The 21,223-nt window shown below is 49.5% G+C and carries 11 protein-coding genes and 1 tRNA gene; 8 read left to right on the top strand and 4 right to left on the bottom strand.

From position 1 onward, the window contains the following. The first annotated feature begins 43 nt into the window (after positions 1-43). Both rpoB and rpoC read left to right on the top strand, forming a co-directional pair. Positions 44-3,856: a DNA-directed RNA polymerase subunit beta gene (gene rpoB, locus BQ8005_RS10380; protein ID WP_021847742.1), complete on the top strand. Its 3,813-nt coding sequence runs from the start codon at positions 44-46 to the stop codon at positions 3,854-3,856. A gap of 43 nt (positions 3,857-3,899) precedes the next feature. Next, entirely contained in the window at positions 3,900-8,201 is a 4,302-nt protein-coding gene (rpoC, locus tag BQ8005_RS10375) for a DNA-directed RNA polymerase subunit beta' (RefSeq protein ID WP_075317993.1), read from the top strand. Between the two features lie 151 nt (positions 8,202-8,352). Here rpoC and BQ8005_RS10370 read toward each other — a convergent pair whose 3' ends face one another. Continuing rightward, positions 8,353-8,958, bottom strand: coding sequence for a response regulator (locus BQ8005_RS10370; RefSeq protein WP_021847924.1), 606 nt, complete (start codon positions 8,956-8,958; stop codon positions 8,353-8,355). A gap of 16 nt (positions 8,959-8,974) precedes the next feature. Beyond that, positions 8,975-10,873, bottom strand: a complete 1,899-nt coding sequence (locus BQ8005_RS10365) for a tetratricopeptide repeat-containing sensor histidine kinase (protein WP_075317991.1) — start codon at positions 10,871-10,873, stop codon at positions 8,975-8,977. Positions 10,874-11,327: 454 nt separating this feature from the next. On the opposite strand from BQ8005_RS10365, the gene BQ8005_RS10360 reads away from it, so the two are divergent. Both BQ8005_RS10360 and BQ8005_RS10355 read left to right on the top strand, forming a co-directional pair. Beyond that, positions 11,328-12,668, top strand: coding sequence for a hypothetical protein (locus tag BQ8005_RS10360; protein WP_159436240.1), 1,341 nt, complete (start codon positions 11,328-11,330; stop codon positions 12,666-12,668). Positions 12,669-12,803: 135 nt separating this feature from the next. Beyond that, positions 12,804-12,891 (top strand) — tRNA-Ser (locus tag BQ8005_RS10355). Between the two features lie 382 nt (positions 12,892-13,273). Here the strand turns inward: BQ8005_RS10355 and BQ8005_RS10350 are convergent. Further along, the gene (locus BQ8005_RS10350; protein WP_159436239.1) at positions 13,274-13,657 is read right to left on the bottom strand and encodes a hypothetical protein; all 384 of its coding nucleotides are present in this window, start codon (positions 13,655-13,657) and stop codon (positions 13,274-13,276) included. Positions 13,658-13,693: 36 nt separating this feature from the next. On the opposite strand from BQ8005_RS10350, the gene BQ8005_RS17410 reads away from it, so the two are divergent. The 3 genes from BQ8005_RS17410 to BQ8005_RS17680 all read left to right on the top strand — a co-directional run bounded on the left by BQ8005_RS17410 (position 13,694) and on the right by BQ8005_RS17680 (position 16,567). Beyond that, entirely contained in the window at positions 13,694-13,879 is a 186-nt protein-coding gene (locus tag BQ8005_RS17410) for a hypothetical protein (protein WP_159436238.1), read from the top strand. Then, positions 13,863-16,055: a VapE domain-containing protein gene (locus BQ8005_RS10345; RefSeq protein WP_234984031.1), complete on the top strand. Its 2,193-nt coding sequence runs from the start codon at positions 13,863-13,865 to the stop codon at positions 16,053-16,055. Before BQ8005_RS17410 ends, BQ8005_RS10345 begins: the two co-directional genes overlap by 17 nt. Before the next feature lie 182 nt (positions 16,056-16,237). After that, positions 16,238-16,567, top strand: a complete 330-nt coding sequence (locus BQ8005_RS17680; RefSeq protein ID WP_234984030.1) for a DUF4248 domain-containing protein — start codon at positions 16,238-16,240, stop codon at positions 16,565-16,567. A gap of 6 nt (positions 16,568-16,573) precedes the next feature. Here BQ8005_RS17680 and BQ8005_RS10335 read toward each other — a convergent pair whose 3' ends face one another. Beyond that, positions 16,574-17,434 carry a hypothetical protein gene (locus BQ8005_RS10335; RefSeq protein ID WP_083610549.1) on the bottom strand — a complete coding sequence of 287 codons (861 nt, stop codon included), beginning with the start codon at positions 17,432-17,434 and terminating at the stop codon, positions 16,574-16,576. A 505-nt stretch (positions 17,435-17,939) separates the two neighbouring features. Between BQ8005_RS10335 and BQ8005_RS10330 the strand changes: the two genes are divergently transcribed. Beyond that, positions 17,940-21,218 (top strand): TonB-dependent receptor, encoded by a 3,279-nt coding sequence (locus tag BQ8005_RS10330; RefSeq protein WP_075317988.1) that lies wholly within the window; start codon positions 17,940-17,942, stop codon positions 21,216-21,218. Positions 21,219-21,223 lie beyond the last annotated feature (5 nt).

Raw genomic sequence — 21,223 nt, 5'->3', positions numbered from 1 at the left:
TTGTGTATATATTTAAAATTCACTTCTACAAATCCATTATCAGATGTCTTCAAATACTGTAAATCAAAGAGTTAATTTCGCTTCGACTAAGAATCCGCTTGCATATCCGGATTTTCTGGAAGTACAATTGAAGTCATTCCAAGACTTTCTACAACTGGATACTCCTCCCGAGAAACGTAAGAACGAGGGATTGTATAAAGTATTTGCTGAAAACTTCCCTATTGCCGATACAAGAAACAATTTTGTTCTTGAATTTCTGGACTACTATATTGATCCGCCGCGTTATACCATCGATGAATGTATAGAGCGAGGGCTTACTTATAGTGTGCCGTTAAAGGCAAAATTGAAATTGTATTGTACCGACCCTGATCATGAGGACTTTGATACGGTCATTCAGGACGTTTTCCTTGGACCTATTCCTTACATGACAGATAAAGCTACGTTTGTCATCAACGGAGCCGAGCGTGTCGTTGTATCCCAATTGCATCGTTCGCCGGGCGTATTCTTCGGTCAGAGTGTACATGCCAATGGTACGAAGTTGTATTCAGCTCGTATCATCCCCTTCAAGGGATCCTGGATTGAATTTGCTACGGACATCAACAATGTCATGTATGCCTACATCGACCGTAAGAAGAAATTGCCCGTTACAACGTTGCTGAGAGCTATCGGTTTTGAGAATGATAAGGATATTCTTGAAATCTTCAATTTGGCAGAAGACGTAAAGGTGAATAAAGCCAATCTGAAGAAGATTGTTGGTCGTAAATTGGCTGCCCGTGTTTTGAAAACATGGATTGAGGACTTTGTAGATGAAGATACCGGTGAAGTAGTTTCTATCGAACGTAATGAAGTTGTTATCGACCGTGAAACTGTGATTGAACCGGAACATGTAGATATCATTCTAGAGTCAGGCGTTCAGAATATCCTTGTTCATAAGGAAGAACCGAACCAGTCTGACTACTCTATCATATATAATACACTACAGAAAGACCCTAGTAACTCGGAAAAGGAAGCTGTGCTTTACATTTACCGTCAGTTGCGTAATGCAGATCCTGCAGATGATGCCAGTGCACGTGAAGTCATCAACAATTTGTTCTTCTCTGAAAAGAGATATGATTTAGGTGATGTGGGACGTTATCGTATCAACAAGAAGTTGAACTTGACGACCGACATGGATGTACGTGTCCTGACGAAGGAAGATATTATTGAGATTATCAAGTATCTGATTGAATTGATCAATTCGAAGGCAGACGTCGACGATATCGACCACTTGAGCAACCGTCGTGTACGTACTGTCGGTGAGCAACTGTCCAATCAGTTTGCTATCGGTTTGGCCCGTATGTCTCGTACCATTCGTGAGCGAATGAATGTGCGTGACAATGAAGTGTTCACACCGATCGACTTGATTAATGCCAAGACTATATCTTCAGTCATCAATTCGTTCTTTGGTACCAACGCTTTGTCTCAATTCATGGACCAGACGAATCCATTGGCTGAAATTACTCATAAGCGTCGTATGTCTGCCTTAGGTCCTGGCGGTTTGTCACGCGAACGTGCTGGTTTCGAGGTGCGCGACGTACACTATACTCACTATGGACGTCTTTGTCCTATCGAGACTCCTGAAGGTCCGAACATCGGTTTGATTTCTTCTCTCTGTGTGTTCGCTAAGATCAACGATCTTGGATTTATCGAGACCCCTTATCGTAAGGTAGAAAACGGTAAGGTTGATCTTTCTCCCGAAGGATTGGTTTATCTGAGCGCCGAAGAAGAGGAAGGCAAGATTATTGCGCAGGGTAATGCTCCTTTGAATGATGACGGAACCTTTATTCGTGATAAAGTAAAATCACGTCAGGATGCAGATTATCCTGTTGTAGCTCCCAATGAAGTCGAGCTGATGGACGTTTCTCCGCAGCAGATTGCTTCTATTGCCGCTTCTTTGATTCCGTTCTTGGAACACGATGACGCTAATCGTGCGTTGATGGGATCGAACATGATGCGCCAGGCAGTACCTTTGTTGCGTAGCGAGGCGCCGATTGTTGGAACTGGTATTGAACGTCAGTTGGCTCGCGATTCGCGTACGCAGATTACGGCCGAAGGTGAAGGTGTAGTAGATTTTGTGGATGCTACGACCATCCGTATTCTTTATGACCGCACGGAAGATGAAGAATTTGTAAGTTTCGAATCGGCGTTGAAGGAATATCGCATTCCGAAGTGGCGTCGTACGAACCAGAATATGACCATTGACCTCCGCCCGATCTGTGTGAAAGGACAGCGTGTGACGAAGGGTCAGATCCTTACTGAGGGTTATTCGACTGAAGACGGCGAATTAGCATTGGGTAAGAACCTATTGGTTGCCTATATGCCTTGGAAGGGATATAACTACGAGGATGCCATCGTGCTGAACGAACGTGTTGTCCGCGAAGACTTGCTTACTTCTGTACACGTAGAAGAGTATTCGTTGGAAGTACGTGAGACGAAACGTGGTATGGAAGAGCTGACCTCTGATATTCCTAACGTAAGTGAAGAAGCTACCAAAGATCTGGACGAGAATGGTATCGTGCGTGTTGGTGCCCGTATTGAGCCGGGTGATATCCTGATCGGTAAGATTACGCCGAAGGGTGAGTCCGATCCTTCTCCTGAGGAGAAATTGCTTCGTGCTATCTTCGGCGATAAAGCCGGTGATGTAAAAGATGCTTCTTTAAAGGCATCACCTTCGTTGAAAGGTGTGGTTATCGGCAAACGTTTGTTCTCACGTGTCATAAAGACTCGTAGTTCCAAACTGGCCGACAAAGCTCTGTTGCCAAAGATTGATGAGGAATTTGAAGGTAAAGTAGCCGATTTACGTAAGATATTGATTGATAAACTTTTGAAGTTGACTGATGGCTTGACTTCTGAAGGCGTGAAGGATTATATGGGAACCGATGTTATTTCTAAGGGTGCCCGTTTCCATGCTTCCGATTTTAGCGATTTGGACTTCACTGCTATCCAATTGAGCGGCTGGACGAAGGATGAACATGCCAACACGCTGATCCGTGCTTTGGTGATGAACTTCATCAAGAAGTATAAAGAATTGGATGCTGAACTGAAACGTAAGAAATTTGCCATTACCATTGGCGACGAACTGCCTGCCGGTATCATTCAGATGGCCAAAGTTTACATTGCCAAGAAGCGTAAGATCGGTGTCGGTGACAAGATGGCCGGACGTCACGGTAACAAGGGTATCGTTTCCCGCGTAGTGCGTCAGGAAGACATGCCGTTCTTGGCTGACGGAACTCCGGTTGACATTGTGTTGAATCCGTTGGGTGTGCCTTCTCGTATGAACATTGGTCAGATCTTTGAAGCCGTATTGGGAAGTGCAGGAAAGAAGTTGGGCGTTAAGTTTGCTACTCCTATCTTTGATGGAGCTACGTTGGACGACTTGAACACATGGACTGATAAAGCAGGTTTGCCTCGTTATGGCAAGACTACGCTGTACGATGGTGGTACGGGAGAGGCGTTCGAGCAGCAAGCTACTGTGGGTGTGACCTACATGCTGAAACTGGGTCACATGGTTGAAGACAAGATGCATGCCCGTTCTATCGGTCCGTACTCACTTATTACACAACAGCCGTTGGGTGGTAAAGCACAGTTCGGTGGACAGCGTTTCGGAGAAATGGAGGTTTGGGCACTCGAAGCATTCGGTGCTGCACACATCCTGCAGGAAATTCTGACAATCAAGTCTGATGATGTAGTTGGACGTTCGAAGGCATACGAAGCCATCGTCAAAGGTGAGCCGATGCCTACTCCGGGTATTCCTGAGTCGTTGAACGTGTTGCTGCATGAGTTACGCGGACTCGGATTGAGCATCAACTTAGAGTAATTTTTCAATCATCCATTGTCAATTATCAATTACAATATAAAGTATGGCTTTTAGAAAAGATAATAAGATAAAGAGTAATTTCTCGAAAATCTCTATCGGTTTGGCTTCACCTGAAGAAATCCTTGAGAATTCGAGTGGTGAAGTTTTAAAGCCTGAAACCATCAATTACCGTACTTATAAACCCGAGCGTGACGGTTTGTTCTGCGAGCGCATCTTCGGTCCTATCAAGGACTATGAGTGCCACTGCGGTAAGTATAAGCGCATCCGTTACAAAGGTATCGTCTGCGACCGTTGTGGTGTGGAGGTAACCGAGAAGAAGGTGCGCCGTGAGCGTATGGGTCACATCCAGTTGGTTGTGCCCGTGGCTCATATCTGGTATTTCCGCTCTTTACCCAACAAGATTGGTTATCTGTTGGGTCTGCCGACTAAGAAACTGGATGCCATCATCTATTATGAGCGTTACGTCGTTATTCAGCCCGGTGTATTGGCTGACGAAGTAGCTCAGTATGACCTTTTGGAAGAGGGCGAATATCTGGATTTGTTGGACAAGCTTCCTAAGGAAAACCAGTTCCTTGAAGATTCTGATCCCAATAAGTTTATTGCAAAGATGGGTGCAGAGGCCATTTACGACCTGCTGACTCATCTGGACTTGGATGCATTGTCCTATGAACTCCGCCATCGTGCCAACAACGACGCTTCACAGCAGCGTAAGAACGAGGCGCTGAAACGTCTACAGGTTGTTGAGTCGTTCCGTGCTTCTCGCGGCCGCAACAAGCCCGAGTGGATGATTGTCCGTATCGTACCGGTTATTCCGCCTGAACTGCGTCCGTTGGTTCCGCTGGATGGTGGCCGTTTCGCTACGTCCGACTTAAACGATCTCTATCGTCGTGTTATCATTCGTAACAACCGTCTGAAGAGATTGATTGAAATAAAGGCTCCTGAAGTCATTCTTCGTAACGAGAAGCGTATGTTGCAGGAAGCAGTCGACTCACTGTTTGACAATTCTCGCAAGTCTAGCGCTGTGAAGACTGATGCCAACCGTCCGTTGAAATCTCTCTCCGACAGTTTGAAGGGTAAGCAGGGACGTTTCCGTCAGAACTTGTTGGGTAAGCGTGTTGACTATTCTGCCCGTTCGGTTATCGTCGTTGGTCCCGAACTGCGTATGGGCGAGTGCGGTATTCCCAAACTGATGGCCGCTGAGCTTTACAAGCCGTTTATTATCCGTAAGCTCATTGAGCGCGGCATTGTGAAGACGGTGAAGAGTGCTAAGAAGATTGTAGACCGCAAGGAACCCGTTATCTGGGATATCTTGGAGCATGTCATGAAGGGACATCCAGTTCTGCTGAACCGTGCCCCGACACTGCACCGCTTGGGTATCCAGGCCTTCCAGCCCAAGATGATTGAAGGAAAGGCTATCCAGCTGCACCCGTTGGCATGTACGGCCTTCAACGCCGACTTCGACGGTGACCAGATGGCTGTCCACCTTCCGTTGAGCAATGAAGCTATTCTGGAGGCACAGCTGTTGATGCTCCAGTCACACAATATTTTGAACCCGGCCAACGGTGCGCCTATCACTGTGCCTGCACAGGATATGGTGCTTGGTCTGTACTACATCACCAAGCTGCGTAAGGGTGCTAAGGGTGAGGGCCTGACTTTCTATGGTCCAGAAGAAGCCCTGATTGCCTATAACGAAGGCAAGTGCGACATCCACGCTCCTGTTAGTGTTATCGTGGACGATGTAGATGAGAACGGTAACATTGTCAAGAAGATGATGCACGATACCTCTGTCGGTCGTGTCATTGTTAATGAGATTGTACCGCCCGAAGCCGGATACATCAATACCATTATCTCTAAGAAGTCATTGCGCGACATCATCAGTCACGTTATTAAGGTGTGCGGTGTGTCCAAGGCTGCTGACTTCCTTGACGGTATCAAGAACTTGGGTTACTATATGGCCTTCAAGGGAGGTCTGTCTTTCAACTTAGGTGATATCATTATTCCTGAAGAGAAGGAGGCACTTGTACAGAAGGGCTACGAAGAAGTAGAACAGGTTATCAACAACTATAATATGGGTATCATTACCAATAACGAACGTTACAATCAGGTAATTGATATCTGGACACACGTCAACTCCGAATTGTCCAACATCCTGATGAAAACCATTTCATCTGATGATCAGGGCTTTAACTCTGTCTACATGATGTTGGATTCCGGTGCCCGTGGTTCGAAGGAGCAGATCCGTCAGCTTTCCGGTATGCGTGGTTTGATGGCCAAGCCGCAGAAAGCCGGTGCCGAAGGTGGTCAGATCATTGAAAACCCGATTCTTTCGAACTTTAAGGAAGGTTTGTCCGTGCTCGAGTACTTTATCTCTACCCACGGTGCCCGTAAAGGTTTGGCCGATACCGCTTTGAAGACGGCCGACGCCGGATACCTGACTCGTCGTTTGGTCGACGTGTCACACGACGTGATCATCAACGAAGAAGACTGTGGAACACTCCGCGGACTGGTTTGTACAGCCCTCAAGAATAACGATGAAACCATCGCTACACTGTATGAACGTATTCTGGGACGTGTATCCGTACACGATATTGTACATCCGACAACCGGCGAACTGATTGTTGCCGGCGGTGAGGAAATCACAGAGGCCATTGCCCAGAAGATTGAAGATTCTCCTATCGAGAGTGTCGAAATCCGTTCGGTGCTCACTTGCGAATCCAAGAAGGGTGTTTGTGCTAAGTGTTATGGTCGTAACTTGGCTACCAGTCGTATGGTACAGAAAGGTGAGGCCGTCGGTGTCATTGCGGCACAGTCTATCGGTGAGCCGGGTACACAGTTGACACTGCGTACATTCCACGCCGGTGGTACGGCTGCCAACATCGCCGCCAACGCCAGCATCGTGGCCAAGAACAACGCCCGCCTCGAGTTCGAGGAACTGCGTACCGTCGATGTCATCGACGAAGCAGGCGAACCCGCCAAGGTAGTGGTAGGCCGTCTGGCCGAGTTGCGCTTTGTCGATGTCAACACCGACATCGTTCTTTCTACCCACAACGTACCCTACGGTTCTACGCTCTATGCAGCCGACGGCGAGGTGGTAGAGAAAGGCAAGCTCATCGCCCGTTGGGACCCCTTCAACGCTGTTATCATCACCGAGGCTACCGGTAAAATCGAGTTCGAGGATGTCATCGAGAACGTCACCTATAAGGTAGAGTCCGACGAGTCCACCGGTTTGCGCGAAATCATCGTTATCGAGTCCAAGGACAAGGCAAAGGTGCCTACAGCACACATTATGACCGAAGACGGCGAACTGATCCGTACCTACAACCTCCCCGTGGGTGGCCACGTGGTAGTGGAGGACGGCCAGAAGGTGAAGGCCGGCGAAGTCATCGTGAAGATTCCGCGTGCTGTTGGTAAGGCTGGTGATATCACGGGTGGTCTTCCCCGTGTTACCGAGCTGTTCGAAGCACGTAACCCGTCCAACCCTGCTATCGTTTCCGAAATCGATGGTGAGATTACGATGGGTAAGGTAAAACGTGGTAACCGCGAAATCATCGTCACCTCTAAGGGTGGTGAGGTTAAGAAATATCTTGTTCCGCTGTCTAAGCAGATCCTGGTACAGGAGAATGACTACGTACGTGCCGGTACTCCGTTGTCCGACGGAGCCATCACGCCTGCCGATATCCTGGCCATCAAGGGTCCTACGGCTGTGCAGGAGTACATTGTCAACGAGGTTCAGGATGTTTACCGTCTCCAGGGTGTGAAGATCAACGACAAGCACTTCGAGATCATCGTACGTCAGATGATGCGCAAGGTCGAAATCAACGAACCGGGCGATACCCGCTTCCTCGAGCAGCAGGTAGTCGACAAGATCGAGTTCATGGAAGAGAACGACCGCATCTGGGGCAAGAAGGTGGTTACCGATGCAGGCGACTCTCAGAATCTGCAGCCGGGTCAGATTGTTACTGCTCGCAAGCTGCGTGACGAGAACTCCATGCTGAAACGTCGTGACTTGAAGCTGGTACAAGTACGTGATGCGGTGCCTGCCACTTCTACACAGATACTTCAGGGTATTACGCGTGCTGCTCTGCAGACGTCGAGCTTCATGTCTGCCGCTTCTTTCCAAGAAACGACGAAGGTGCTTAACGAAGCAGCTATCAACGGTAAGGTAGACCGTCTGGAAGGTATGAAGGAGAACGTGATCTGTGGTCACCTCATTCCTGCCGGTACAGGTCAGCGTGAGTTCGAAAAGATTATCGTTGGTTCCAAAGAAGAGTATGACCGTATGCTTGCCAACAAGAAGACGGTTCTCGACTACAACACGGTAGACGAGAAAGTTGAAGAAGAATAAACCGCAAGTAATACATCAATTGTAATATTCCGGGGAGGGTGTTCGTAAGGACATCCTCCCTTTCTTTTAAGAAGATTTACAGAATATCTCTTGTTAAGTGGTATGATTTAAATCGTATTTTAGTTTTGCTTGTTATTGAATAAGATCTTGATTAGAATAGCTCTGTTCCTTTGTATACTAATTCTGCCACATTTTTGGCTTCCAGTTTTTCCATCAGTCGTTTGCGGTAAGTGTGTACCGTGTTAGTGCTAAGAAATATCTTGTTTGCAATTTCTGAGGTACTCAGCCCTTGGGATAATAAAGCCAATACTTCTTTTTCTCTTTTGGACAACTCTGGTACCTGAGTTATAGAATTTCTACCGAACTGCTCGGAAAAAGTTTTGCAGAAATATTTATTCCCATTCTTTATTTCTTTGATGGCTGTAGCTAGTTCCTGGATGCTGTTGTTTTTTGAGACAGCCCCATGAATAGCCTGGTGTGCTAACTTGGATATGACCCAAGGTTCTTCATGCATGGTGTATATCAGAATTCTGCATTCTGGTATTTGATTGTGCAGGAAATCGATCAGTTTGAAGCCGTTTGTGTCTGGAAGTTCCAGATCAATGATACAAAGGTCGAATTGACAGGCATTGACTGCTTGTTCCACTTCTTTCATGCAAATGGCGCTTTGGCATGTAACATCTCCCAGTTGTTCTGCTATGTTTTTGATACCTTCTGCTACGATGGGATGGTCGTCTATGATCAGTAGCTTATACATGTTTTTATCCATTGGACTATATGTCGAATTGTAGTGTAAAAATGTTGTTGCCATCACTGGATTGAGTTTGGTTAGTAGTAGCACGGATGGCTTTGATACGGTCGTTTATGGTGCGTAGGCCTATGCCATCATTTTTTGTAGACTGCTGATTCGCAGATTGGATACCATTGTCAGCAATCTGTAATATATATCTTGTTCCATTTTCAGTTTGTAAGCTGATGTGGATATAGTCTGCTTGGGTATGTTTTGCAATGTTCATAGTGAGCTCCTGCGTGATACGATACAACTCATCGGCTGTTTCGTTGGGGAGATTGCGGGAAGCATTGCCTATGGTGGGGGTATAGCTGGTTTGTATGCCGGTGTTGGCTTTCAGGTTTGAAGCATAGCGTACTAATATTTCATCCAGACTTAGTTCATCGAATTCAGGGGGCATCAGTTCATGGGAAATATTGCGTACGCTGTTTCTTATTTGTCCGACGAGATTGGTTAGCTCTTCCGCATTGTTTTTTGATGTTTGGTTACTCATTTTCATTTGTATCATTTTCATTTGTAGAGCCAGAAGATCGTTGGCGATACCGTCGTGTAACTCTTTAGCAAAGTATTTACATTCAGTTTCCAGGCCTTCAATATAGCGTCGTGCTGAGTTCAGGTCATTTTCTTGTTTCAATAATTCAATTTTTTGTTCTGCTGTCCGTTTCTTGTGATATACTCCCAATAAAATGATGGATATGCAAATCAATAACAACCCACTTCCGATAGCTCCTTTCAACAGAAGGGCTTGATGTTCCAGCTGCTGCTGTTTTAGATTCGCTATCTGTAATTCTTTTTCCTGTGTTTGGTATTTGACGTTGAATTCAGCCATTTGTCGAGTTAGATTCTGTTGGGCCAGTGTGTCGGTCCACATGCGTGCACTGTCCATGTAAGCATATGCTAGCACATGGTTGCCTATAGCATGATAGCATTGGGCGATTTGCGTAAGGAGTGTTTTAGGTTCACTGCCTATATTTTCTTTTCGTAGCCATAGTAGGTCTTTTAGTGCTTGTGTGTAGTTCTTTCTGTTTATTTCAGTGGAGGCCCTTATTTGTATAAATCCGATAGCAGGAATGGAATTGGTAGGCTCTTTTATTAAAAGGTCGTTTCCTAATTGCAAGTAATAGTCTATGGAATCCGATAGCTCTTCTTGTTCAAAAATTCTTAGTAATGATGGCAAACATCTGATTTTCCAACTGGAAGCGTTTTCTCCTGACAGACAGGCTATATTCCATGCTTTTCGAATGGACTGTTCCGCATCTTTTAGCTTATTTAGTTCTGCTTTGATAGCTGCATGTAGTTGCCATGTACTGAATGTTGAAAAAATATCGTCAGTTTTTATGGCATGTTCAGTGGCTAGATCTATGTATTTTTCTGCTTCGTGCAGTTGTCTTATATTGAAGTAAAAAACGGAAACATTATTGTAGATATGCGTAATCCAGCCTTCATCTTTGTATTGTAGTGCGGCTTCTAATGCTTTGTTATAGTAATATAATGTAGAGTCATTCATGTGTCGTCGACGGTAAAGAATAGCAAGATCGTTGTATACACTGATGTGTTTTTCCAGATCTTTTATTTTAGGTAAGTAAGGGAGCACCTTTTTTTTCATTTCAAAAGCACGTTCTCCTTCGCCAATGTATACCAATAATGTAGCCTGTTCGTTTAATAATATGGGAAATATAGGTGATTGTTCTACTCCGCGTATGGCAAAGGCGCTGTCAAATGTTCGTTGGGCTTTTTCGTAATTGTTTTGTCCCCCTTCGCTCATCAGGTCGGCAGCGTGGGTATAAAGGCGCGTTAATGTAGAATCTAGAGGGATCTGTTCTGCATGAAGTGAAGATGATAATAGCAGAAATAATAGTAGTATTTTATAGAGAATTTTCATGGCATTTGGTTGAAAATGATTTTGTTGGCAAATATACGAAAAGCTAAGTGTAGAAAGTGAGATTACTTTATTTTTTCTTTGGAAGCTATATTTATATATAGTATTTTAGTGAAGTAGATTATATAATAAATTAGAGATTATGATAGTAATTGGTATGAGAAATATGAATCTTTTAATTTGTTTTGCTTATTTGAGATAAAATCACTATTTTGGGTGACAATTTTTCAATTAAAATAATTGTTTTTTTGTAAACTGAATGGATAAAGAACGAAGTCGGGCAAATTATAGGGTTGATTTTATTAATTGTTCTTGCCCCATATTTTAAGGTCCGATGAAGTACTTTGAGAATGGAGTAAATAAAATAATGAAACTCATGAGTATTGGTTAGGCTGGTTTTGTAAACGGTGGATTCATCTCTGTGAAGGATGCGTTCACCGTTTCAAAGTTAATGGTTATGAAATATATGGATCATTTTCGAAAAGATTTATTGTTAGTCGTTTCTATCGTTTCATGCCTCTTGCTCGGTTCGTGTTCTCCGTGGGAGAGCGATTTGGAGAATGTTTATCAGGCGGCGCAGAAGGAGGATAAGAATGCGATGTTTGCTGTTGTAAGGCATTATGATGATTTTAAGGATGTAGTGCCCCTCGATTCTTTTGAGCGATATCGGCAAGTGTTGATCGAATCAGGAAATGACGCGATCATTACAGATGCTTGGCTTCAAGAATGGGCTGATTTTCGTAAACCACATCCCAAGATGAGTGATGAGGAGTATGAAGACCGACGGAATGATATCATGTTCAAATGGGCACAAATCGGCATCAAATATAATAATCCGGATAGTTATTATGACATGGGGGATTATTATAACAGCAGATTTCTGCGGACTCATGTTCTGGAAGATTCCCTCATGGCCGAACAATATTATCAGAAGGCTTGGGAAAACTGGCATCAAGGTGAGAGGCTGTTGCGGGATAGAAAAGCGGGTGTTTTAGCATTGATAAAGGGGGGAATTGCCTATAGTGCCCATGTGTATCAGACCACAGCGGATGAATCTTTCATTCCGCGTTTGTTCAATGCCGGTATCTTTTTTTCCGAGTATGTGATGAGCGGCTTTTTGAAACTGCTTTTTACTGCTCAATGGTGGAAGGTCTTGTTGGCCATTCTTATCCTGGTAATCATTATTTCGCTTCCCATGATTATAACCGGTTTCATGTACAAATCCACTTCTGTGCAGAACAATACCATGGGATTGGGTGTTATGTTGGGTATTTGGAATTTTATTCTCATTTTCGTAGCCTACTGCAACGACAACCCCAACTGGGTAAACAATGTTGGCGCATTGTGGTTCCCAGACGCTTCTTATGGTCTTCAACCCTATTTATGTATCATTCCGAATTTATTCCTGTTATTCCTGTTTTTAGGAAATGTGGTTGGAGCTTTCTGGGATGACATTAAAGGTGGAAAAGGGGTGGAAAAGGCTGTTCTGTCGGCTGTTGGACTCGTCCTTATTTTCAGTGTGAGCTATTTGACGGCTGCCATTGCTGGTATTTTTTATATATTTGTGGTGATATTGGTGATTGTCGTGAAGGCTGTTTTTGCTTCTGTTCCAGAGATGCTTGGAGCTGCGACGTCTTCAGTGATACCCTCGGCAGAAGAAATTTCAAAGAATGAAGAAAAAGCTTGTGTCCTTTGTTCTTGGTACGATAACAGCTCTGAGCAGTGTCTCCTGTTGAAAAAGCATACCGACAGATATGGGGGAGATGCATATGCTTGCTCAAATTACGAAAGGAGATAGGCTCATCCTCTATTTCGAACGATTCTCTCGTCCTGCATTTGGTGCGAAGCCAGACAATTCTTTTGGGGTAAACTCTTTTCTTCTGGATTTGGAAATCTCGCAAACTTCCCGTATCTTTGCACCCCGAAATCAGAAGGAGAGGTGCTCGAGTGGTTGAAGAGGCACGCCTGGAAAGCGTGTATACCCCTAAAGGGTATCACGAGTTCGAATCTCGTTCTCTCCGCAGTTTGTTTCATGAAATTTTATCAGATAAGGGGATGTGTTGGGACAACACATCCCCTTTTTCTCTTTTGGGGGCAACGCGTCGTAGAGCCGTTTCCGACTGGTATACAGATTACAGACAAAATCCCGGCGGGCAGTCATGGCTTGTTCCCCCCGGGATTTCTCTTTCGCTTGTCGTTGCGGAGTGGTCGTCATGGCCTTGGTAGAAGTTGCGGGCTTCAGTCTCCTCTTGCCTCTGCCTTCTTGCCGCACATCTTTTCAGTCGCTTGCTCTTTGCCCGGGAGGAGGGCGACAGTGCGGAGGTTTCCCTTTTTACACCTTCTGTACGACTGCTTCCCCGCCGGCCTTATCACCATCAGCACAGCGGTTCGGACGGGTCCGTTTCAACATTTTCCGGTCTGCTTCCCGCGACTTTGGAGTTCGTCTGCTACAGCGTCCTTTACGGCCTGTGGCAGCGGGGCTACGCTCATAGCGATGCGTATCCTCGACTCCATCAGCCGGCGGTACTCCTCTTCCATTTCTTCGTCCGTGATGTACACACAACGCAAGGCTATGAGCGCGCTGTAGATGCGGTCCACAGTCTCGAGCGACAACGAGCTGTCCGGTTGTTTCGGATTCAGCTTGGCTATGGTGCGCTCGTTCATGCCGACTGCGCGGGCAAACTGGCGGTTGGAGGTTAGGTGCCACCTTCTTCGGATCTCGTTCAATTCATTTGCGGCCGTGGCTATCCACAAATTGGCTTTCTTTCTTAGCTTCTTTTCATTCATGGCCCAGAGGATTAGACCGCGGCCGGCGGCCAAACCATGAACGGCATAAAAGAAGTTAAATCTGTAAAAGAGCCTGAAAAATGCTGTATCCATGAGTGCAGCATCCGCTATCCGTCATTGACTACCTTTGCCGAAAAAACTTGGAAAGATCGCATGTCCAAATATAATGAATTTGATCCAAATAAACAAGTAAACCGCGATGAATATGTCAATGAAAAATGAAATCTCTTTCCGGCCCTCGCGCTTTGCCTCCCTGCGCGACACCGTGCCCGTACCCACCACGTGGGGCGAGCTGGTGGAAGAAATCCGTGGAGGACGTCATCTCACTGTCACTCGTCTTTACCGCGAGACTTGTGTCCGCCTGGCTGAAGCCGAAGCTGCGGGCGACATTGCTTCCGTCGAAGAGCTGAAGCGCCGCAAAGTTTCCCTGAAGACTTCGCAGGCGGCCTTTGTCTGTTCCGTCACCCTTGAGGGAGGACGTAGCCAGCAGCATGTCCGCGGCTACTCCGACAAGGCGATGGTCGATATTGATGATTTGAACGGCAAAAGCCTGGACACGCTGGTCGCGCGGGTGAAAGCCGACCCGCATACGTTTCTGGCCTACGTCACTCTCTCGGGCCGTGGCCTGCGGGTGGTGGCCCGTGTGGAGCCTGCGCCGACCGATGCCCGCACCTTTGCCCGCGCCTGGCAGACGGTGAACGACTACTACTCCCGCCTGCTGGGCGTGACGGTGGATGCCCAGTGCAAGAACGCCACCCGCATGTCCGTCCTCTGCCACGACCCGGAGGTCTGCTACCGTCCCGAGGCCGAGGCCTTGGCAGTGGAGCCTGAGGCCCCAGCGCGTTCCCGTGCCTCGAGGGGCCGACCCGTGCGGGCCGTGAGTGCCGCCCCCACCGTGCGCCGCCTGGTGGAGGACGACGGCATCCTTTACGCTCCCGGCAGCCACAACGCTTACATCTGCCGCTGCCTCTACTGGATGAACCGCTTCGGCGTGAGCGAGGCCGATGCCGAGGCGTGGGCCCTCAGTGAATTTGCCGACTACGACGCGGCCGAACATTCCGTTGCGGCCACCGTGCGCAGCTGCTACGCCCTGACCGCCGAACACGCCACGTGTCGCCTCGCGCGCTACGCGCGTGCGCGTACCTCTAAAGATAAGTCGGGCGGCGGTGGCAGCCGTGCGCCCCGCGTGTCCGTAGCGCAGATGGAGGACTTCATCGGCCGCTGGTGCCAGCTGCGCCGCAACCTCCTCATCCACCAGCTGGAGGTGCGACTTTGCGAAGGGACAGGGGAGGAGGAGCCCCGCTGGCAGCTGATGACCGATGCGCTGGAGAACTCCCTGTGGCGCGCCATGCAGCACGAGGGGCTGGACGCCGACCTCTTCCGCCTGCGCACGCTGCTACAGAGCGACTTTGTGCCCACGTACCACCCCCTGCGCCGCTATCTCGACACGCTGCCGCCCTGGGATGGCACGACCGACTACATCGGCCGCCTGGCCCGGATGGTGGTGTGTTGCGGCACGTCGGCCGCCGAGTTCGACTACTACTTCCGCCGTTGGCTGGTGGGCATGCTGGCCGCCGCGCTGGACGACGGTGTGGTGAACCACGAAATCCTCGTCCTCCTCGGTCCGCAAGGCTCGTTCAAGAGCTCCTTCCTCGAGAACCTGCTGCCGCCCTGCCTGCGCCGCTACTACACCACGAAGACCAACTCGCAGCGCCTCACCAAGGACGACCTCTTCACCATGACCGAGAACCTGCTGGTGAACTTCGAGGAGATAGACTCCATGCAGCGTCCCGAACTGAACCAGCTGAAGGCCATGACCACCACGCTCTACATCAACGAGCGTCCGGCCTACGGGCGCAACAAGGTGCGGCTGCCCCACGTGGCCTCGTTCTGCGCCACGGGCAACAACCTCCAGTTCCTCACCGACGACACCGGCAACCGCCGCTGGCTGCCCTTCGAGGTGGAGCACATCGAGAATCCCTGGACCACGCCCATCGACTACGAGGGTGTCTACGCCCAGGCTAAGGCCCTGCTCGACGGCGGATTCCGCTACTGGTTCCAGGGCGACGAGGTGGAGGCGCTCAACCGCCGCAACCGCCGCTTCGAAGCGCCCAATCCCGCCCGCGAGCTCATCCTGGCCCACTACCGCCGCCCCTCGGCGCTCGAGAAGGGCCGCTACCTGACGGCTTCGCAGATCTGCGCCCGCTTCGCGTCGATGCGGCTCAGTCCCGTGCAGGTGGGGCGGGCGATGAAGGAGTTGGGGTTCGAACAGGTAAAGATTCATTCCGGCAGCTTTTGGATTGTTGTTGACCGTAGTGCCGAGGAGATGAACAGCGTTTTGCCCGAACCAATGTCTGGAGATACTGAAAATATCTCCCCACGCCAAGATGTTGATTAATAGATAAATAAGTCTTTCGCGGAAGATGCGGTAGGTGTTTTGCAAACATTACGCGGGAAAAATAAATAAATAGTCTGCCTTTAAAGGCAGTTCATTTATTTACGTAAACTCCAAAAGTTTATAAAAGCATCTTCCGCATCTTCCGCGGGGCTGAAAACATTGCACACCTGTAGGGACGCACCATGGTGCGTCCGTTCCCTCCGCGTTCGGGTGAGAATCCCGCGGACGCACCATGGTGCGTCCCTACGGGGGATGTTACATCCTCTTCATTATTAATTATCCATTATCAATTTTCAATTATGAAAACCATTACTTACACCCGCCGTTCCCTGGCCTGCCAGTATTTCCCCGATGCCGAGCCCGAGCAGGCTGTTCGCCGTCTCACCTCCTGGATCCGTCGCTGCCGTCCGCTCTATGCCGAGCTGACGCGGGGCGGTACCCCCTTCGACAAGCGCCGCTACCTCACCGTCCGCGAGGCCCGTCTCATCATGGAGTACCTGGGCGAACCCTAGACGGACTTAGTATCTGAAAATGAGGAAGAAACGGATTGATTTGGTTTTCAGTCGGTTTTTGCTGGATTTTAAGACGTCGTCTATGTCTACATCTCCTTCCCAATCGCTGTCATCTCCTTCCTCGTCAATGGAGAACGAGTTGTATTTGGCTTTTCCCCAGCGCGATTCGATGCCCAATGAGATGACCTTATAGGCTATGGCACCGCCCACTGCGAAGTTGGATACATAATTGACGTTGGCTTCGTCATTCATGATGACAACCGATGCCGAAGGGATGAAATGGAAATATCCGCTTAATTTGAGATGGTCCACAGGGTTGAGCGTGATGGAAGGTCCTACATGCATTCCCAGTTCCAACTGGTGTACACCCAAGTCAATCTCTTCTTCTTCATAGCCTTCGTCGGGATATACCGGTTCGGAGGGCAGTTTCACCCATCCTTCGGCATCGCCATATTTCGCATAGGAGAGGTCGAACCAAGTGGCGTCCAGCCCGAATTTCAGCATGTTGAACAGTGGCTTCTTATGCAAGTAGAAGGTACGTCCTGCCCCGATCGAGAGTCCGAAATCGCTTTTCCAGTTCAGGCCGGGTACGTCCTGGTGGGTCAGCGTCTGGTTCAGGTAGCCGAAGTGGAAGTATCTGCTCCGGTCGTTCCAGACGGCTTCCTGGCGTTTCTCTTCTTTGTCAAGTTGGTAGGCGTCGTTGTCGTCCGTAGGCGTCAGCAGCGTGTCTTCGTTGCATTCCAGATTGTCGGAAGGTACGTCTTGTGCACAAACCGCCTGTGGGCTGGTCCATGCAAGGGTCAGCGTAAAAATACAAGTTAGCATGCTTTTCTGAAGCGTACCGGAAACAGTAGATAAATTTTTCATTGTAGTTCTTATAGTCTTTTCAGCCCTCCTAAAAGACATTTTTTTATACTTGTACATCGCACAAAACGTGGGGCAATAAACGTTGTGCTCGTTCTATTCTGCCGACAAAAGTAGTTAAAAGGTTTTATAAATAATATTCTTTTTAGTGTATTTCTTCATTGTTTTTTTATGGAAATGGTATGACGTCCTGTTTGGGGGAAGAGTTGTTTCATTCGTTTGTCCAAGTACGTATCTTTCCTGTCGTGACGCCGTGCTTCGTCATCCCTTGACGCAGTGCTTCCTGGGGGTGTCATGCTGTGCTTCGTGACAGTCTCAGGAAGTGCTGCCTTGTCCTGTAAGGCAGCACTTCGTCGGACTGTATGGTGGCGTGCTGTGGGGGAGGGGACATGTCATGTGACGGCGCGCACTTAAATCTTTCATCTGTTTGTAACATCCGCTTTTAAACTCTTTTATTACTTTTGCACCGGTTTTCAAAATATTAGGTATTTTTTAAAAACAAATGTTTATGGTAAAACAGATGCGATTATTCTTTTTTGCTGCCCTTTTGATGATTGTGGCAGCGACAGTGAACGCCCAAGTTACCACTTCAGCAATGGCCGGACACGTGGCCGACAAGCAGGGTGAGGACATTATCAGTGCCCTCGTACGGGTTGTTCACAAACCTTCGGGAACGACGTACAACGCTGTGACCAACGTGGACGGCCGGTGGGCCATCCAGGGTATGCGTGTGGGCGGACCTTACGAAGTGAAAATTACCTATGTCGGATTTGCCGACAGTGTTATCGAGGACATCACCCTCCAGCTGGGTGAAACCTACAACCTCAATGTCACTATGACGGAAGACGTGACCGAACTGGGCGAGGTGGTCGTAACGGGTACCCGTTCCAAGTTTGCCGCCGAAAAAACCGGCGCGACGACCAACATCTCGAACACACAGCTGACGGCCCTGCCCACCGTGAACCGCAGCATCTCGGACATCGTGCGCCTCTCGCCTTATGCCAACGGTATGGGTTTTGCCGGAGGTGACGGCCGTTCGACCAACTTCACGCTGGACGGCGCCAACCTGAACAACAACTTCGGACTTTCGTCCAGCCTGCCCGGCGGCGGCACGCCCATCTCGATGGACGCCATCGACGAGGTGCAGGTGGTGGTGACCCCGTTTGACGTACGCCAGACCAACTTCATCGGCGGCGGTATCAACGCCGTGACCAAGTCCGGTACGAACACGTTCAAGGGAACGGCCTACGTCTATCACAACAACGAGAACATGCACGGTAACCGCATTGACAATGCCGACCTGGGCGAACGCGGTACGAACCGCAATACGACCTATGGTTTCACCTTGGGTGGCCCGATCGTGAAGAACAAGCTCTTCTTCTTCGCTAATGCCGAGTATGCCAAGATCCCGTCGGTCATCAACCGCTGGCGTGCGTCGGAAGACGGCGTGGCCGATCCGGACAACTACATCTCCCGCACCACCGTGGCCGACCTGCAGAAGGTGCGTGACTTCATGATGGAGCGTTATGGTTACGACACGGGTTCGTACACCGACTTCCCTGCCGACGAGAGTAACCTGAAGCTGCTGGGACGCATCGACTGGAACATCAACGACGACCATCGTCTGGCCGTACGCTACAACTATACGAAGAATACGGCCTGGAACCCCGTGAACGGCAACTCCAGCGACACCGGCTACCGCCTGCGCAACATGGATCGCCTGTCGCAGTACTCCATGTCGTTCGCCAACTCGATGTACTCCATGGACAACAAGGTGAGCACCGTTTCGGCCGACCTGAACAGCCGCTTCGGCAACAACATCTCCAATCAGCTGCTCTTCACCTACACGAACATCGATGATGCGCGCGGCTCCGACTCTTCGCCCTTCCCCTTCATCGATATCATGGGCGGCTACGAGACGGCTGCCGACGGTACGGTGACCCAGAGCCTGACTCCTTACATGAGCCTCGGTTACGAGCTGTTCTCCTATAACAACCGTGTACAGAACAAGATTGCGACCGTGACCGACAACTTTACCTACTATGCCGGTCTGCACAAGATTACCGCCGGATTCAGCTTCGAGCACCAGCTGGCCAACAACTCCTACATGCGCGGCGGTACGGGCTACTACCGTTACCGTTCGCTGGACGACTTCCTCAACGGTGCCGCTCCCGAGACGGTGGGTCTGGCCTACGGCTACAACGGCGAAACCAACCCGAACGCCGAAGTGGTGTTCAACCAGTATGGCCTGTATGCACAGGACGAGTGGAACATCCTGGAGAACCTGAAACTGACGGGCGGTATCCGCTTCGACATGATTGCCTTCAACGACGACGACCTGATGCGCAACAACGCCATCTATGACCTGGACTTCGGCGGCCGCCACATCGACACCGGTGCTTGGCCCGACGGCAATGTACAGATTTCGCCGCGTATCGGCTTCACTTGGGACGTCTTCGGCGACAAGCGCCTGAAGGTGCGCGGCGGAACGGGACTCTTTGCCGGACGTCTGCCGCTGGTGTTCTTCACCAACATGCCGACCAACTCGGGTATGGTGCAGAACCTGGTACACGCCGACACCAATTACGAGAACGGTGTCGTAGTGAAGTCTGACCCCCGTCTGCAGAACTTTGCCGGCGGACTGGTGACGGACGTCAACAAGATCCGCGAGCTGCTCGGCGCGCCCGAAAGCATCAGCCCCGATGAGGGTACGGTGCCCAGCGAGATTGCCGGTGTGGACAAGAACTTCAAGATGCCGCAGGTGTGGAAGTCGTCGCTGGCCGTTGACTACCAGTTCCCCGTGGCTTTCCCGCTGACCGTGACCGGCGAGTTCACCTATACGAAGAACGTGAACGCCGTCATCCTGGACAACTACAACATCAAGCCCATCGACGGCAGCTGGGAACAGCTGAAGGGTGCCGACAACCGCTACATCTATCCGAGCGACTACCGCTACTACAACAACTTCAGCAACGCCTGCGTGCTGACCAACACCCACAAGGGCTACGGCTGGACCATGAACCTGACGGCTACCGCCGAACCGGTGAAGGACCTGCACCTGATGGCCGCCTATACCCACACGGTGATGAAGGAAATGTCCGGCATGCCGGGCAGCAACGCCTCTTCGGCCTGGTCGGGACTCTACTCGGTGAACGGCCCGAACAACGTGGAGCTGCAGAACTCGCGTTACGTCATCCCCGACCGCGTGATTGCTTCCGTCAGCTACACCTATCATAAGGACCACTTCAGCCTGTTCTACACCGGCTACCGTGGTGCGGGCTACAGCTTCGTCTATTCGAACGACCTCAACGGCGACGGCAACAACACCGACCTGATGTACATCCCCAAGGACGACAGCGAAATCCACTTCACCAACGAGAGCGACCGCCAGCTCTTCTGGGACTTCGTGGAGCAGGACAGCTACCTGAAGAACCACAAGGGTGAGTATGCCGAGGCCTACAGCGCCTTCGCTCCCTGGGTACACCGCTTCGACTTCCGCTGGGCCCACGACTTCGACTTGAAGCTGGGCAAGACCACCAACAAGCTGCAGCTGAGCGTGGACATCATGAACGTGGGCAACCTCTTCAACTCCAAGTGGGGCGTAGAGAAGAACATGAGCAACTGCAACAACGGCGCCATCCTGAAGGTGGACAAGGTAGAGAACGGAACTCCCTACTTCTCCATGTATAAGAACAGCGACGGTTCGCCGCTCACCAGCTGGACGTTCAACCGCAACTACGACCAGTGCTGGAAGATGCAGATCGGTGTGAAGTACTACTTCAATTAATGGAG

It is taken from the genome of Bacteroides togonis (assembly GCF_900130135.1).
Classification (GTDB): Bacteria; Bacteroidota; Bacteroidia; order Bacteroidales; family Bacteroidaceae; genus Bacteroides; species Bacteroides pullorum.
Note: the sequence above shows the minus strand (reverse complement) of the source record. Positions and strands in the feature narration are given on the sequence as shown.

Bases quoted from the DNA above. Each gene is read 5' to 3' on its own strand.
- BQ8005_RS10330 (WP_075317988.1), top strand. From the start codon at position 17,940: ATGGTAAAACAGATGCGATTATTCTTTTTTGCTGCCCTTTTGATGATT.
- rpoB (WP_021847742.1), top strand. From the start codon at position 44: ATGTCTTCAAATACTGTAAATCAAAGAGTTAATTTCGCTTCGACTAAG.
- BQ8005_RS10335 (WP_083610549.1), bottom strand. From the start codon at position 17,434: ATGAAAAATTTATCTACTGTTTCCGGTACGCTTCAGAAAAGCATGCTA.
- BQ8005_RS10360 (WP_159436240.1), top strand. From the start codon at position 11,328: ATGAAATATATGGATCATTTTCGAAAAGATTTATTGTTAGTCGTTTCT.
- rpoC (WP_075317993.1), top strand. From the start codon at position 3,900: ATGGCTTTTAGAAAAGATAATAAGATAAAGAGTAATTTCTCGAAAATC.
- BQ8005_RS10345 (WP_234984031.1), top strand. From the start codon at position 13,863: ATGTCAATGAAAAATGAAATCTCTTTCCGGCCCTCGCGCTTTGCCTCC.
- BQ8005_RS10370 (WP_021847924.1), bottom strand. From the start codon at position 8,958: ATGTATAAGCTACTGATCATAGACGACCATCCCATCGTAGCAGAAGGT.
- BQ8005_RS17680 (WP_234984030.1), top strand. From the start codon at position 16,238: ATGGTGCGTCCGTTCCCTCCGCGTTCGGGTGAGAATCCCGCGGACGCA.
- BQ8005_RS10365 (WP_075317991.1), bottom strand. From the start codon at position 10,873: ATGAAAATTCTCTATAAAATACTACTATTATTTCTGCTATTATCATCT.
- BQ8005_RS10350 (WP_159436239.1), bottom strand. From the start codon at position 13,657: ATGAATGAAAAGAAGCTAAGAAAGAAAGCCAATTTGTGGATAGCCACG.
- BQ8005_RS17410 (WP_159436238.1), top strand. From the start codon at position 13,694: ATGAACGGCATAAAAGAAGTTAAATCTGTAAAAGAGCCTGAAAAATGC.